General features: G+C 70.4%; 14 protein-coding genes. 6 read left to right on the forward strand and 8 right to left on the reverse strand.

The features are described from left to right. From DVH02_RS13890 to DVH02_RS13905, 4 genes are all read right to left on the reverse strand, one after another. Nucleotides 1–1,225: acyl-CoA mutase large subunit family protein (locus DVH02_RS13890; protein ID WP_114624114.1), on the reverse strand; the 1,225-nt coding region annotated here is incomplete at its 3' end. Between the two features lie 123 nt (nt 1,226–1,348). Continuing rightward, nucleotides 1,349–1,675, reverse strand: coding sequence for a DUF3817 domain-containing protein (locus DVH02_RS13895; protein WP_114624115.1), 327 nt, complete (start codon nt 1,673–1,675; stop codon nt 1,349–1,351). 89 nt (nt 1,676–1,764) lie between these two features. Then, a complete protein-coding gene (locus DVH02_RS13900) occupies nt 1,765–2,271 on the reverse strand; it encodes a MarR family winged helix-turn-helix transcriptional regulator (RefSeq protein WP_114624116.1) in 507 nt (168 codons plus the stop codon). A gap of 10 nt (nt 2,272–2,281) precedes the next feature. Then, entirely contained in the window at nt 2,282–3,541 is a 1,260-nt protein-coding gene (locus DVH02_RS13905; protein WP_114624117.1) for an MFS transporter, read from the reverse strand. A gap of 85 nt (nt 3,542–3,626) precedes the next feature. On the opposite strand from DVH02_RS13905, the gene DVH02_RS13910 reads away from it, so the two are divergent. Further along, a complete protein-coding gene (locus tag DVH02_RS13910) occupies nt 3,627–4,625 on the forward strand; it encodes an ArsR/SmtB family transcription factor (RefSeq protein WP_114624118.1) in 999 nt (332 codons plus the stop codon). 80 nt (nt 4,626–4,705) lie between these two features. Beyond that, nucleotides 4,706–5,758: a glycoside hydrolase family 6 protein gene (locus DVH02_RS13915; RefSeq protein ID WP_114624119.1), complete on the forward strand. Its 1,053-nt coding sequence runs from the start codon at nt 4,706–4,708 to the stop codon at nt 5,756–5,758. A 24-nt stretch (nt 5,759–5,782) separates the two neighbouring features. Here the strand turns inward: DVH02_RS13915 and glxA are convergent, their stop codons facing one another. The 4 genes from glxA to DVH02_RS13935 all read right to left on the reverse strand — a co-directional run bounded on the left by glxA (nt 5,783) and on the right by DVH02_RS13935 (nt 10,585). Next, entirely contained in the window at nt 5,783–7,777 is a 1,995-nt protein-coding gene (glxA, locus tag DVH02_RS13920) for a radical copper oxidase GlxA (protein WP_114624120.1), read from the reverse strand. Between the two features lie 3 nt (nt 7,778–7,780). After that, entirely contained in the window at nt 7,781–9,688 is a 1,908-nt protein-coding gene (locus DVH02_RS13925; RefSeq protein WP_233518215.1) for a glycosyltransferase family 2 protein, read from the reverse strand. Between the two features lie 262 nt (nt 9,689–9,950). Then, the gene (locus DVH02_RS13930) at nt 9,951–10,244 is read right to left on the reverse strand and encodes an MTH1187 family thiamine-binding protein (RefSeq protein ID WP_114624121.1); all 294 of its coding nucleotides are present in this window, start codon (nt 10,242–10,244) and stop codon (nt 9,951–9,953) included. Further along, nucleotides 10,241–10,585, reverse strand: a complete 345-nt coding sequence (locus DVH02_RS13935; RefSeq protein WP_114624122.1) for a DUF3817 domain-containing protein — start codon at nt 10,583–10,585, stop codon at nt 10,241–10,243. Before DVH02_RS13935 ends, DVH02_RS13930 begins: the two co-directional genes overlap by 4 nt. 217 nt (nt 10,586–10,802) lie before the next feature. Here DVH02_RS13935 and DVH02_RS13940 point away from each other — a divergent pair, with 217 nt between their 5' ends. The 4 genes from DVH02_RS13940 to DVH02_RS13955 all read left to right on the forward strand — a co-directional run bounded on the left by DVH02_RS13940 (nt 10,803) and on the right by DVH02_RS13955 (nt 13,454). Next, nucleotides 10,803–11,441: an AIM24 family protein gene (locus DVH02_RS13940; protein ID WP_114624123.1), complete on the forward strand. Its 639-nt coding sequence runs from the start codon at nt 10,803–10,805 to the stop codon at nt 11,439–11,441. Next, nucleotides 11,441–12,091 (forward strand): AIM24 family protein, encoded by a 651-nt coding sequence (locus DVH02_RS13945; protein WP_114624124.1) that lies wholly within the window; start codon nt 11,441–11,443, stop codon nt 12,089–12,091. The genes DVH02_RS13940 and DVH02_RS13945 overlap by 1 nt, the downstream gene beginning before the upstream one ends. A gap of 38 nt (nt 12,092–12,129) precedes the next feature. Beyond that, a complete protein-coding gene (locus DVH02_RS13950) occupies nt 12,130–12,858 on the forward strand; it encodes an AIM24 family protein (RefSeq protein ID WP_114624161.1) in 729 nt (242 codons plus the stop codon). Nucleotides 12,859–12,977: 119 nt separating this feature from the next. Further along, on the forward strand, nt 12,978–13,454 hold the full coding sequence (locus DVH02_RS13955) for a MarR family winged helix-turn-helix transcriptional regulator (RefSeq protein ID WP_114624125.1): 477 nt from the start codon (nt 12,978–12,980) through the stop codon (nt 13,452–13,454). Nucleotides 13,455–13,472 lie beyond the last annotated feature (18 nt).

Raw genomic sequence — 13,472 nt, forward strand, 5'->3', positions numbered from 1 at the left:
CGATCCGGTCGGTGAGCTGCTCGACGTACCAGGAGCCGCCGAGCGGGTCGGCGACATTGGCGACGCCGGTCTCCTCCATCAGCACCTGCTGGGTGCGCAGCGCGATCTCGGCGGCCTGCTCGCTCGGCAGGGCGAGGGTCTCGTCCAGCGCGTTGGTGTGCAGCGAGTTCGTACCGCCCAGGACGGCCGACAGCGCCTCCACCGCCGTCCGTACGACGTTGTTGTACGGCTGCTGGGCGGTGAGCGAGACTCCGGCGGTCTGGGTGTGGAAGCGCAGCCACTGCGCCTTGTCGGTGCGCGCCCCGTACACGTCCCGCATCCAGCGCGCCCAGATCCGCCGGGCCGCGCGGAACTTGGCGATCTCCTCGAAGAAGTCGAGGTGCGCGTCGAAGAAGAAGGAGAGGCCGGAGGCGAAGACGTCGACGTCCATCCCCCGGCTGAGCCCCAGCTCCACATAGCCGAAGCCGTCCGCGAGGGTGTACGCCAGCTCCTGCGCGGCCGTCGAGCCCGCCTCGCGGATGTGGTAGCCGGAGACGGAGAGCGGCTTGTACGCGGGGATGGCGGCGGCGCAGTGCTCCATCAGGTCGCCGATCAGCCGCAGATGGGGCTCGGGCTGGAACAGCCACTCCTTCTGGGCGATGTACTCCTTGAAGATGTCGGTCTGGAGCGTGCCGTTGAGCACGGCGGGGTCGATGCCCTGGCGCTCCGCCGCGACGAGGTACATGCAGAAGACGGGGACGGCCGGGCCGCTGATCGTCATGGAGGTGGTGACGTCCCCGAGCGGGATGCCGTCGAAGAGGATCTCCATGTCGGCGGCGGAGTCGATGGCGACCCCGCAGTGGCCGACCTCGCCGAGCGAGCGGGCGTCGTCGGAGTCGCGGCCCATGAGCGTGGGCATGTCGAAGGCGACGGAGAGCCCGCCGCCGCCGTTGGCCAGGATCGTCTTGTAGCGGTCGTTGGTCTGCCGTGCGTTGCCGAAGCCGGCGAACTGCCGGATGGTCCAGGTCCTGCCCCGGTACCCGGTCGGGTGCAGGCCCCGGGTGAACGGGTACGCACCGGGCCAGCCGATCCGTTCGAATCCCTCGTACGTGTCACCGGGCCGGGGCCCGTAGACCGGCTCCACCGGGTCGCCGGAGAGCGTGCTGAAGTCAGCGTCACGCTTGCGGGCCTTGTCGTAGCGGGCCTGCCAGCGCAGGCGGCCCTCCTCGATCGCGTCAGCGTTCATACCTTCAAATTTACTAGGACGTCCAAGTAAATGTCGATGGAAAACCGCCCGCACACCGTGCGGGCGGAGAGGGGCGGCGCCGTGCGGGCGGGGAGAGTGCCGCCGCGGGGGCCGCGGGGGGCGCTACGCCTTGGCGGCGACCGGCTCGCGGTCCGTCAGGAGCGGCCGGATCTCGCGCGTGATCTTCGGCTCCACGAAGAACGACGCCGCCGGGATGCAGCCGGCGGCCAGCACCCAGAGAAGCTTGCCGAAGGGCCACTTCGCCTTGGAGCCCAGATCGAAGGCGAAGACGACGTAGACGATGAACAGCACGCCGTGGATCTGGGAGATCAGCATCGTGTCACCGGTGTCGAACCCGTACTTCATGACGATCGCGACGGTGAAGACCAGCAGCCAGACGGCGGTGATGTACGCCATCACCCGGTAGCGCGACAGCACATTTGACTTCATGGAAGGAGCCTAACCGGGCACATTGGGCGATCTTCGCGCGCCCCCGGACGCGCGCCCACGCCCCCCGGGCACGCCCTCCCACCGCTGGGCTACTGCTCGAAGTCCCGCGCCGCGACGCGCAGCGGGCGCAGCACCGCGAAGATCTCCGCGCACTCCTCGGCGTCGTACGCGCCCAGCCCGAAGTCCATGTCCATCAGGTCCTTGGTGGCCGACTCCACCACGTCGCGGCCCTTGTCGGTGATGGAGGCGAGGGTGCCCCGGCCGTCGGCGGGGTTGGGCCGCTTGTCGACCAGACCGGAGGTGACGAGCCGGTCCACCGTGTTGGTGACCGACGTCGGGTGCACCATCAGCCGCTCGCCGATCTTGGACATCGGCAGCTCGCCCGCCTGGGAGAAGGTGAGCAGCACCAGCGCCTCGTACCGGGCGAAGGTCAGCCCGTACGGTTTGACGACCGCGTCGACCCCGGCCAGCAGGATCTGGTGCGCGCGCATGACCGAGGTGATCGCGGCCATGGAGGGGACGGGACCCCAGCGCTGCCGCCAGAGTTCGTCGGCGCGGGCGATCGGGTCGAAGGGCAGACCGAGCGGTTTTGACACGCCCTCGACCTTACCGATCGGCCACGTACGGGTCAGCCCCGTCTCGCACTCCGAGCACCTCAGCCCGCCGGACCGCGCGGACCTCCCGTACGAGCAGCAGGCAGCACCCGGTCCCGACCGCGCCCGCTCCGGCCACGACGTGGTGGACCGGGAAGAACTCGGCGGCCAGACCGGCGAGCGCCATGCCGAGGCCCTGGACCGTCATCAGCCCCGCCGTGAGCAGGGTCATCGCCCGGCCGCGCAGCTCTTCGGGGACCGCGTCGACGAACCACCGGTCCAGCCCGACCACGTACGCGGCGCCCGCCCCGGACAGCGCCAGCGCCGCCACCGCCCCGCCGAGACCGGGCTCGGCCGCGTACACCAGGAGCGGCAGCAGCCCGGTGGCGGCGACCGGCAGCACGATCCGGGTCCTGGCCCGCGGGGAGAGCACCGAACCGACGTACAGCTCGGCCACGATGTGCCCCACGGGCATCGCGCACATCAACAGCCCCAGAGCGACCGGGCCAGCCCCGAGCGAGTCGACGTACGGGGCGACCAGGGCCTCCGGGGCGACGACGAACATCGCGGGCACCCAGAAGAGCAGCAGCAGCGCCCGGGTCCCGCGCTCGCCGAGCACGAGCCGGGCTCCGGCGAGCGAGTCCCGAAGCAGCGCACCGCCCTGCCCGGCGCTTCTGGCCGGCCGGTCGCGGGTGCCGAAGCGCAGCAGCGTGGCCGAGCACAGGAACGTCGCGAGGGTGACGGCGATCGCGGCGCGGGCGGGGATGACGGCGAGCAGGACCCCTCCCACCCCGAACCCGACGAGCTGCGCGCTCTGCGAGACGATCCGCAGCAGCGAGCGGCCGAGGACGTAGAGGTCGCCGCCGCCGAGGATGTCGGTGAGCGCGGCCGTCCTGGTCCCGGTGAACACCGGCGCGACGGCGGCGATCAGGCAGCGCAGCGCCAGCAGCCCGGCGATCGGGATGCCGGGCAGCACCATCACGCCGACGCAGCCGGCACACAGCAGGTCGCAGACCACCAGGACCCGCCGGGCGGGGTAGCGGTCGGCGACCCCGGCGAGCAGTGTGCCGCCGACGAGGTACGGCAGCAGGCCGAGCGCGAAGGTGAGCGCGCTGAGCAGCGGGGAGCCGGTGAGGACGTAGACGAGGTAGGTCAGCGCGATCTCGCTGACGACCACGCCGAGCAGCGAGAGCAGGTGCGCGGCGAACACGAACCGGAACTCGCGCACGGCGAAGACGGCCCCGTACCCGCCGGGGGCTGGGTTCTTGGACATGGTCGGAGCGTGGCGGGACGCAGGTGTCCGGACCTAAACTTTCGGCCAGGTCCGAATCTTCCGCCCCCAGGGGTCGTCCGCCGCCATGCCGTTCCAGCTCCACTTCACCGAGAGCGACCTGCTCCGCTGCCGCTTCGCGATCTCGCCGCTCTGGGAGACCCAGGAGGCCGTAAGGACCCTCGTGCGACCCCGGCGGCACGGGTACCACCTGCCGTGGCTGCGGCGGATCCGGCAGGCCGCCGACGGGCTGGATCTGCGTCCGCTCCATCTGCTGATGCCGGAGTTCGGCCACAACCCCGACCTTCTCAGCCGGGTGCCACCCGGCCCGAGCCCCGTCTTCGAGGACGAGATCGCGGCCGTCCGCACCACCGACCCGCGGGCGGCGGGGGCCGATATCGCCCTGGCGCTCGCCGAGACCCCCGGTGCCGCGGAGAGCCCGGCGGGACGGGCGATGCTGGCGGATCCGGCGCGGGCCGTCGGTGAGCTGGCCGGGCTGCTGGAGCAGGCGTGGCGGGTGCTCGTGGAGCCCGACTGGCCCCGGCTGCGGGCGCTGCTGGAGGCCGATGTGGCCTATCACTCGCGGCGGTTGGCGGAGGCGGGCTTCGAGCGGCTGATAGCGGAGCTGAGCCCGCAGCTCGGCTGGACCGGCGGATCCACCCTGACCATCACCGGGATGAACGGCAGCCACGCGCGGGTCCTGGGCGGCGACGGGCTCGTGCTGATGCCGAGCGTCTTCTGCTGGCCCCGGGTCGTGAGCGGTTATCTGCCGCCGTGGCAGCCCGCCGTGATCTATCCGGTGCGCGGGATCGGCGGTCTGTGGACGGAGCCGTCGGACCGTACCCCCGAGGCGCTCGCCCGGCTGCTGGGCCGGGCGCGGGCCCGCGTGCTGTGCGCCCTCGACGAGCCGGCCTCCACCACGGCGCTCGCCCGGATGCTGGGGCTGGCGCCCTCCTCGGTGTCGGCGCATCTGTCGGTGCTGCGCGGGGCGGGGCTGCTCGGGGCGCGGCGGTACGGACATGAGGTGCTGTACGAGCGGACCCCGCTCGGGATCGCGCTCGCGGTGTCGCACCCCGGAACCGACTGAGCGTCATGTAACGATATGCCGGTCTTGCCATTCCCGTGCGCTCCCCCAGTCGCTCCCCAGTCGTTCTCCGAGGGGTATGGATGTCCGGCCGCAGACCACACCGCTCCCGCACCGCAGCCGCCGCAGTCGCGGCCCTTCTCGGGCTGGCGGTGAGCGGCTGCTCGGCCTTCTCGTCCGGCCCGGCGTCCTCCGCCGCGTCCGCCCCCGGGCCCTCGGGACCGGCGTCGGTCCTGGGCGAGGCCGCCCCCTCCGTGGCGTCGCCCTTCTGGGTCGACCCGGACAGCGACGCGGCCCGGCAGGTCAAGGCGTGGGAGAAGCGGGGGCGCGAGGGCGAGGCGAAGATCCTGCGACGCATCTCGGAGCGGGCGGTGGCCGAGTGGCCCGCGGGCGACGACCCAGAACCGCAGATCCGCAGAACCGTACGGGGCGCCAAGGCCGACAAGCGCACCGCCGTCCTCGTCGCCTACAACATCCCGCACCGCGACTGCGGCCTCTACTCGGCGGGCGGCGCGCACGACGCCGCCGCCTACCGCTCGTGGATCGGCGCCTTCGCCGACGCGATCGGCGACGCCGACGCCATCGTCGTCCTGGAGCCGGACGCCGTACCGCACCTCGCGGACGGCTGCACGCCCGAGCAGCACCAGGGCGAGCGGTACGAGCTGCTCTCCGAGGCCATCGGCACCCTCAAGCGTCGGCCGCACACCCGCGTCTACCTGGACGCGGGCAACCCGGCCTGGGTCACCGACCCGGGCAAGCTCGCCGACACGCTCCGCCGCGCGGGCGTCGAGGCGGCCGACGGCTTCTCCCTCAACGTGTCCAACTTCCAGACCGACGACGCGGTCAAGACGTACGGCACCCGGCTCTCCGGCCTGCTGGGCGACGCCCACTTCACGGTGGACACCAGCAGGAACGGCGCGGGCCCGCTCTCCGGCGACCGCGACCAGGGCTGGTGCAACCCACCGGGCCGGGCCCTGGGCACCCCGCCCACCACCAACACCGGCAACGAACTGCTCGACGCGTTCCTCTGGATCAAACGCCCCGGCGACTCCGACGGCCCCTGCCGCGGCGGCCCGGCCGCCGGCACCTGGTGGCCGGAGTACGCGCTCGGCCTGGCCCGCCGGGCGAAGAACTGACGCACGGCGCAGCGCCGCCGCCCGTCAGGTGACCTGGATCCACTTCGCCTCCGACGGGACACCCGCCTTGTCCGTCGCGAAGAGCATGTACCAGCCAGGCGGGACCACGGCCCGGTCGTTCGGGGCCTCCAGCGTCACCGCGTTCTTCGACTTGCTCAGCGTGAGTTCCACGGAGCGCTGTTCCACGTCCGTCGTGTGGGTGACGGCGCTCGGGCGCATCAGGCGGGCCTTGGCGATGCGGTCGGGGTGGGCGGTGCGGAAGGTGGCGCGGCCCTTGGCGTCGAGCCGGTCCGGGCCCTTGCCGAGGTCCGGGCGGTTCTCCTTCTTTCCCTTGTCGCCCTGGAGGTAAGGGGGCGTGTAGATCTCCACGCGCTGTTCGAAGGTGCCCAGTTTGGTGTTGTCGGCGTCGTTGAACAGCGGGTCGGAGCCGAAGGTGACGACCCGGCCGTCGGGCAGCAGCAGCGCCTCCGAGTGGTAGTTGCGGCCGACCGTGGGGTCCGCCGCCGGGCGGAACGAGTTGGTCGCGGGCTCGTAGAACTGCGCCTTGAGGATGTCGCTGGCGCTGCGCCCCCGGTAGTCGGAGGAGCCACCGGTGGTGAACACCGTGTCGTCGGGCAGCAGCACACTGCTCAGATAGCGGGTGCCCTGCGGCAGCCTGGGGCCTTCCCGGAAGGCGGGGCTGTCCTTGCCGAGGTCGACGATGGCGGTGCGGGCGGTGGCCTTGGAGGACTCGCCGACGCCGCCGCCGCCCAGCAGCATCACGCGCTGGTCCTGGACCGGGGGCAGCATCAGGGAGGCGGAGGTCTCCGTCTGGTCGGCGTCGGTGAGGCCGTCGACCTTGGTGAAGGTGTTCTTCTTCAGGTCCCACAGCCCCGGCTGCCGGCCCTTGTCGGCGGGCCCGTACCCGGCGTTGGAGCCGGAGTAGAAGAGTTTGCCGCCCTTGGTGAGGAAGAGCGCCGGGTAGGTGGGGAAGTAACGGGTGGGGCCCTGGCTCCACTTCTTGGTCTTCGGGTCGTACAGCTCGTTGTCGCCGGTGACCACGGCGCCGACGTCGTCGAGACCGGAGACGGCGAGGACTTTGCCGTCGTCCAGGGTGACCAGGGTGGGGTACCAGCGGGCCTCCCTCATCGGGTCGACGGGGACGTACTTCTCGGCCCTGGGGTCGAATTCGTAGGCCGACTTGATGCCCTGGAAGTCCTGCTTCTCCGTGGTGAGCTTCTGCGCGAGTCCGTAGAGGTTGTCCGCGTCCTTGCCCTTCAGCCCGAGGATCTCGTACTGCGCGGCCTGGGTGGTGAGCGCCTGCGGGCCCTTGTCGACCGCCTCCACGAAGACCCGGGCCTCACCGGCGGTGACCTTGGTCTGCCAGGGGAGCATCCGGCCGCTCTTGCCGTAGCCGACCTTGAACTCCTTCTTCGCCTTGGGCACGGTGACGTCGGAGGTGCTGACGTACTCGACACCCGACGGGGAGCGGAAGCGGGTGCCTTTCTTGAACGTGTGCCCGCGGTCCGGGTTCTCGTTCTTGACGCGCATCCCACCGCCCGCGCGGCTGACCTCGCCGTCGAGCACCTCGTAGCGCGCGGTGCCGCCCGCCACCAGCAGGCGGCCGTCGGGGAGCTGGGAGTGACCGGCGCAGAAGAAGTCCTCGGGGGTGGGGATCTTCTTGAAGGAGTCGTCGGCCGGGTTCCAGAGGATCGTGTCGAAGGAGCCCTCGTCGAACTTCTTCTGGTTGTTGCCGGAACCGGCGATGATCAGCACCTTGCCGCTGTGCAGCAGGGCCGCGTGGATCGCGTTCGTACGGTACTGCTCGGGGACGTCGAGCATGGCCCACGAGCCGTACTGGCGCTTGTAACCGGGCTGGGCGATCTTGTACGCGTGGTACTTCTCGGAGGCGAAGGAGTAGGCCGCGGGCGCGTTGAGGCCGACGAGCACCACCAGCGCCCCGCCGCCCAGCAGCGTCTTCTTGAACTTGTCGGACGGCCGGTACCGCGATGTCCCGGCCTTCCTGCTGCGCTTGGCCATGGCTCAGTTCCCTCCTGACGTCGATACGGTCGCGGTCTGTACCGTGTTGGCGGCGAACGCGGGCCGCGGCTCGTCGTCCGCGGGGCGCCCTGCGGGGCGCCCTGCGGGGCGCTCGGCGGGGCGCTCGGCGGGCCGCTCCGTCGTCATGGAGGCGACGCCGGTCGCCGGTACGGGCCCGGTGAGGGCGGCCGTACGCTCCGCGCGTTCGCCCCACAGCGTCCAGCACCACACGGCGACCGGCGCGAGCGCGATCACCAGCGCCAGTACGGCCCAGGTGCGCATCGCCACATGGGTGTGGCCGAGGAAGACCGACGCGATGAGCGAGCCGACGAGGACGGCGGCCCAGAAGAGATGGAGCCGGAACGTCATCGGCCGGTCGGGGCTGGCCTGGCCGCCCTTGGGGGTGACGACGAACCGCCCGTCGGTGCGCAGCAGCGCCGCGCCGAGCGACTTGAGGTAGAGGGGCGCGGAGAGCGCCGACATGGCCATCCCGGCGAGTCCGCCGGAGCCGCTCGGCTCGTGGGGCGAGACGTTGTGGCGCCTGTTCCAGAGGTAGAGGCCGATCTGGAGGGCGGCGGCGTCGCTGTAGAGCATCAGCAGGACCGCCGAGGAGACCTGGGTGCCGGAGGCGCCGAGCCAGAGGAAGAGGACGCAGCTGAGGATGCCGAGGAACCAGTTGACGGCCGTCATCGGGTAGTACACGAGCATCAGCGTGTAGCTGAGCAGCCGCCCCGGCGGCACCCGGAAGGGCGCCTTCCAGTACTGCTTGATGAGCGTCTCGTAGGTCCCTCTCGACCAGCGCAGCTGCTGGGTGAAGAAGTCGGTCCAGGACGCGGGCCCCTCCCCCACGGCGAGCACGTCGGGGGTGTAGACGGAGCGCCAGAACCGGCCGGTGAGCGGGTTTCTCGTGCGGTGCAGCTCGAAGCCGGTGGCCATGTCCTCGGTGATCGAGTCGTACAGCCCGCCTATCTGCTTGAGCGCCTTGATCCGTACGACGTTGTTGGTGCCGACGAACATCGGGGCGTGGTAGCGGTTGCCTGCCCGCTGGATCAGCGCGTGGAAGAGGAACTGCTGCGACTCGGCGGCCTTGGTGACGGGCGAGGTGTAGTTGCCGTACACCTGAGGGCCGACGACGAAGGCGATGTCCGGGTCGCGGAAGTAACCGAGCATCCGCTCCAGGAAGTTGGGCAGCGGTATGTGGTCGGTGTCGACGGAGGCGAAGAAGTCGTAGTCGTCCCCGTGCATGGCGAGCCAGGCGTTGTAGTTGCCGTGCTTGGTGCGGGTCTTGTGGACACCTTTCGCACGGTTCCACTGCGGGACACCCTTACGGGTGAAGTGACGCACCCCCAGCTCCGCGCAGAGGGCGCGGGCGGCGGAGTCGTCGCCCTCGTCGAGCAGCCAGAGGTCGAGCGGGCCGCTGTGGCGCAGCCGTACGGCGCCTTCGAGGGTGGCCCGCACCATGGCGAGCGGTTCTTTGCCGGGGACGTACGTGGTGAGGAAGGCGACCCGGGTGCCCACTTCGGCGGCGACGGGTATCGGATCCCTGGCGACCATGGTGGCGTGGGCCACCGAGGCGACGTTGACCAGCATGAACAGGGCGATGAACCCGATCGAGCCGAGCATCACGTGGTCGAAGGCGATGAGCCAGCGGTCGCCGCCCTCGCGCTCGGTGCGGTGGCTGGGCCAGACCAGATAGGCCAACAGGGAGCCGGAGAGGACCGGCGCCAGGGCCATCAGCAGCACGGCGCGTATTCGGCGGGGCTCCCGGGCCAGCAGACTGCGGTACTCCACCCGGTAGGGGGCCCTCGGGTCCGGCTCCGTGAGCGGGCCGGCCAGACGGCTGTGGAGGTCGTAGTCGTAGTCGGGTTCGTCGTCGGGATCGAGGTCGTGGTCGTAGCCCTCGGGCCGCACGGTGCCTCCAGCTGAGTCGCGAGGTCGATATCCCCACAGAAAGGGAGATTGACCGGCGTGTCGACTGGAGGCGTCCGTGCGAGGGGTTTTACGCTCGCGGGTTACTGCGTACGGGGCGTCGGGCACGTGCCGAGGGCTATGCGCCGTGGGCTATGTGCCGTCAGCTACGGGGCGTGGACTACGTGCCGTGGGCTATGTGTCGTCGGCTACGGGGCGCGGGCTACGTGCCGTGGGCTATGTGTCGTCGGCTGTCTACCGTGGACTACGGGGCGAGGTGGCGCTCGACGGTCTCGACCTTCGAGGTGAGTCCGTCCGTGACGCCCGGCCTGATGTCGGCCTTGAGGACCAGTGAGACGCGGCCCGACCGGGCCTCGACGGCGGCGACGGCGCGCTTGACCACGTCCATCACCTCGTCCCACTCGCCCTCGATCGAGGTGAACATGGCGTCCGTACGGTTCGGCAGGCCGGACGCACGGACGACCCTGACGGCGTCGGCGACGTACTCGCCGACGTCCTCCCCGACACCGAGGGGAGAGACGGAGAAGGCGACGATCATGCGCTCACCGTACCCTCGCGCCGGGCGCGGGAGGCGATGACGGCGTCGTCGGCGGCGCGCTTGAGCCTGCGGTCGGCGTAGAAGCCGCCGAACGGCAGGACGGAGAGGACGAAGTAGAGCGCGGCCGTGCCGAGGGGCCACTTGACGCGGTTCCAGGCGTCGGCCCAGAAGATCACGTAGATGATGAAGAGAACACCGTGGACGGCCCCCATCACAGGAACCGCGTTGAACTCGGTCGTGCGCTTCAGCACCGAGCAGACAGCGAGCACCAGGAAGGACACGGCCTCCGGGGCCGAGATCAGGCGGAGGCGGTGGAGGGCGGATGCGGTCTTGATGTCCACGAGGCAGGCACCTTCGTCTTCGGGGGTACGTGATCTCGCGCGCGCGATCTTGTGAACGCGTGCACAAGCGCTCCGGTCATTGTGACAGCCCGGCACCGGACGGCCGTGGTCAGGGTCGGTACGGGGTGCGGACCGGGGGTCGGGTCAGGGACGGATCCGGGGCGGATCGGGGGCGGGAGCCCTGTCCCGCGCCGGTGGCGCCGGATACCTTCGACCTGTGGCTCAGTTCCGACTGCAAGGCAGCAGGGTGCTCGCCGTCGAGATGACAGGCGACGCCGTCAAGGCGAAGAACGGGTCGATGGTCGCGTACGACGGCCGGATGACCTTCAAGAAGCTGACCGGGGGCGGTGAGGGACTGCGCGGGATGGTGACGCGCCGGCTCACCGGCGAACAGATGACCGTGATGGAGGTGAAGGGCCAGGGCACCTGCTATTTCGCCGACCGCGCGAGCGAGATCAACCTCGTCTCGCTGCACGGCGACAAGCTCTATGTCGAGTCGAGCAATCTGCTCTGCACGGACGCGGCCCTGCGTACGGGCACGACCTTCACCGGCCTGCGCGGCGGAGCGTCGGGAAATGGCCTGTTCACGACCGTCGTGGAGGGCACGGGGCAGGCGGCGATCATGTCGGACGGCGAGGCGGTGGTGCTGCGGGTCTCGTCGCGTTACCCGCTGTACGTGGACCCGGGGGCGTACATCGCGCATCAGGGCAAGCTCCAGCAGAAGCTCCAGTCCGGGGTGAACTTCCGCACGCTCATCGGCGAGGGCTCCGGCGAGTCCTTCCAGATCCGCTTCGAGGGCGAGGGGCTCGTGTACGTACAGCCGAGCGAGCGGAACACGATCGGGGGCGATCTGTAGTGCCGTTCCGTGAGATCAACTCGAAGATGGTCGAGGCCACGGTGGTCCCCGGCCAGAAGCTGTTCAGCCAGCGCGGCGCGATGCTCGCGTACCGGGGGGAGGTCGGTTTCACACCCGACATCCGGGGCGGGCAGGGCGGCCTCATGTCGATGATCGGCCGCCGCGTGGCCAACGAGGCGACCCCGCTGATGACGGTGGAGGGCAGCGGCACGGTGATGTTCGGCCACGGCGGGCACCACATCCAGGTGATCGACCTGGCCGGGGACACGCTGTACGTCGAGGCGGACCGGCTGCTCGCCTTCGACGGGACGCTCCAGCAGGGGACGATGTTCATGGGCTCGCAGGGCGGGGTGATGGGCATGGTGCGCGGCCAGGTCACCGGCCAGGGGCTGTTCACCACCACCCTGAAGGGCCACGGCTCGGTCGCGGTGATGGCACACGGCGGGGTGATCGAGCTGCCGATCACCCCGGGCACGGAGATCAGGGTGGATCCGCAGGCGTACGTGGCCCACCACGGCGACGTACGCAACAAGCTCTCCGCCGCGCTCGGCTGGCGCGAGATGGTGGGGCGCGGCTCGGGCGAGGCGTTCCAGCTGGAGCTGAGCGGAAACGGCGTGGTGTACGTCCAGGCATCGGAGGAGAAGCTGTGAGCACGGGAGCGGCGAGCGCACCGGTGGTGTTCGACCCGATGACGCTGCCGGGTGACGACAACGTCAACGCGTACACCTTCTGTGTGGAGCTGACGGGGAGCCGGTGGTTCCTCCAGAAGGGGAAGATGATCGCCTATTACGGGCAGATCGTCTTCGACGGGATCGGCCACGGGCGCTTCGAGGGGCTGGTGCGCAGCAGCTTCCACTCGCCGCTGCACACCGCCGACTGGGTGGTCGCGGAGGGCGAGGGCAAGATGCTGCTGGCCGACCGGGCCTTCGACGTCAACTCCTTCGACCTGGAGGACGGGAATCTGACGATCCGGTCCGGGAATCTGCTGGCCTTCCAGCCGTCGCTGGCGCTCAAGCAGTCGATCGTGCCGGGCTTTCTGACCCTGATCGGCACGGGGAAGTTCGTCGCCGCGTCGAACGGGCCCGTGGTGTTCATGGAGCCGCCGCTGCGGGTGGATCCGCAGGCCCTGGTCGGCTGGGCGGACTGTCCGTCCCCCTGTCACCATTACGATCATGGCTATATGTCCGGCGTGCTGGGCGGGATCCGGTCACTGACGGGCATCGGAGGCGCTTCGGGCGAGGAGCACCAGTTCGAGTTCGTCGGGGCGGGGACCGTGCTCCTCCAGTCGACGGAGGAGCTGATGGCGGAGCAGCCGACCGGCACGGCGCCCTCCGAGGCAGGGGTGCCCGGCGGCGGCGCCCCGGCGGGCGGGGGCGCGGGCCGGCCGGGCGACCTCCAGCGTCGCTTCGGGCTGTGAGCGGTAGTCTGCGGAGTGTCACGTCGAACGCGTGGTCTCCCTTCGCGCGCGTGGCTGGCATCACACTCCACAGACCGGCAATTTCGTCCAGAATTCAACTTCTTAGGTAGAATAGATACATGGAGACCGAGACGGCCACCCGGTGGCTGAGCGACGCCGAGCAGTGTGCGTGGCGCACGCATCTGGATGTCAACAAGCTGCTGACGCATCAGCTGGAGAAAGATCTCCAGCCGTTCGGCCTGACCATGAACGACTACGAGATCCTGGTGAATCTCTCCGAGTCCGAGGAGCGGCGTATGCGGATGAGCGACCTCGCCGCCACCACGCTCCAGTCCAAGAGCCGCCTCTCGCACCAGATCACCCGGATGGAGAGCGCCGGGCTGGTCCGCAGGGAGCACTGCGAGTCGGACCGGCGCGGCCTGTTCGCGGTGCTCACGGACAGCGGCATGGAGACCATGCGGAAGGTGGCGCCGCACCATGTCGAGTCCGTGCGCAGGCACTTCATCGATCTGCTCTCGCCCGAGGCGCTGGCGGAGCTGCGGGCCTCGCTGACCCCGGTCGCCGAGCATCTGCACGGCCGGCGCGGCAAGGTCTGAGCCCGCTCGCGGCGGCCC

The sequence above is a fragment of the Streptomyces corynorhini genome, from assembly GCF_003346515.1.
In the GTDB taxonomy this organism is placed as follows: Bacteria; Actinomycetota; Actinomycetes; order Streptomycetales; family Streptomycetaceae; genus Streptomyces; species Streptomyces corynorhini.

What these genes read in the sequence shown, in the direction of transcription:
- DVH02_RS13915 (WP_114624119.1), top strand. Translation starts at nt 4,706, where the DNA reads ATGTCCGGCCGCAGACCACACCGCTCCCGCACCGCAGCCGCCGCAGTC.
- glxA (WP_114624120.1), bottom strand. Translation starts at nt 7,777, where the DNA reads ATGGCCAAGCGCAGCAGGAAGGCCGGGACATCGCGGTACCGGCCGTCC.
- DVH02_RS13950 (WP_114624161.1), top strand. Translation starts at nt 12,130, where the DNA reads ATGACGCTGCCGGGTGACGACAACGTCAACGCGTACACCTTCTGTGTG.
- DVH02_RS13930 (WP_114624121.1), bottom strand. Translation starts at nt 10,244, where the DNA reads ATGATCGTCGCCTTCTCCGTCTCTCCCCTCGGTGTCGGGGAGGACGTC.
- DVH02_RS13955 (WP_114624125.1), top strand. Translation starts at nt 12,978, where the DNA reads ATGGAGACCGAGACGGCCACCCGGTGGCTGAGCGACGCCGAGCAGTGT.
- DVH02_RS13905 (WP_114624117.1), bottom strand. Translation starts at nt 3,541, where the DNA reads ATGTCCAAGAACCCAGCCCCCGGCGGGTACGGGGCCGTCTTCGCCGTG.
- DVH02_RS13895 (WP_114624115.1), bottom strand. Translation starts at nt 1,675, where the DNA reads ATGAAGTCAAATGTGCTGTCGCGCTACCGGGTGATGGCGTACATCACC.
- DVH02_RS13910 (WP_114624118.1), top strand. Translation starts at nt 3,627, where the DNA reads ATGCCGTTCCAGCTCCACTTCACCGAGAGCGACCTGCTCCGCTGCCGC.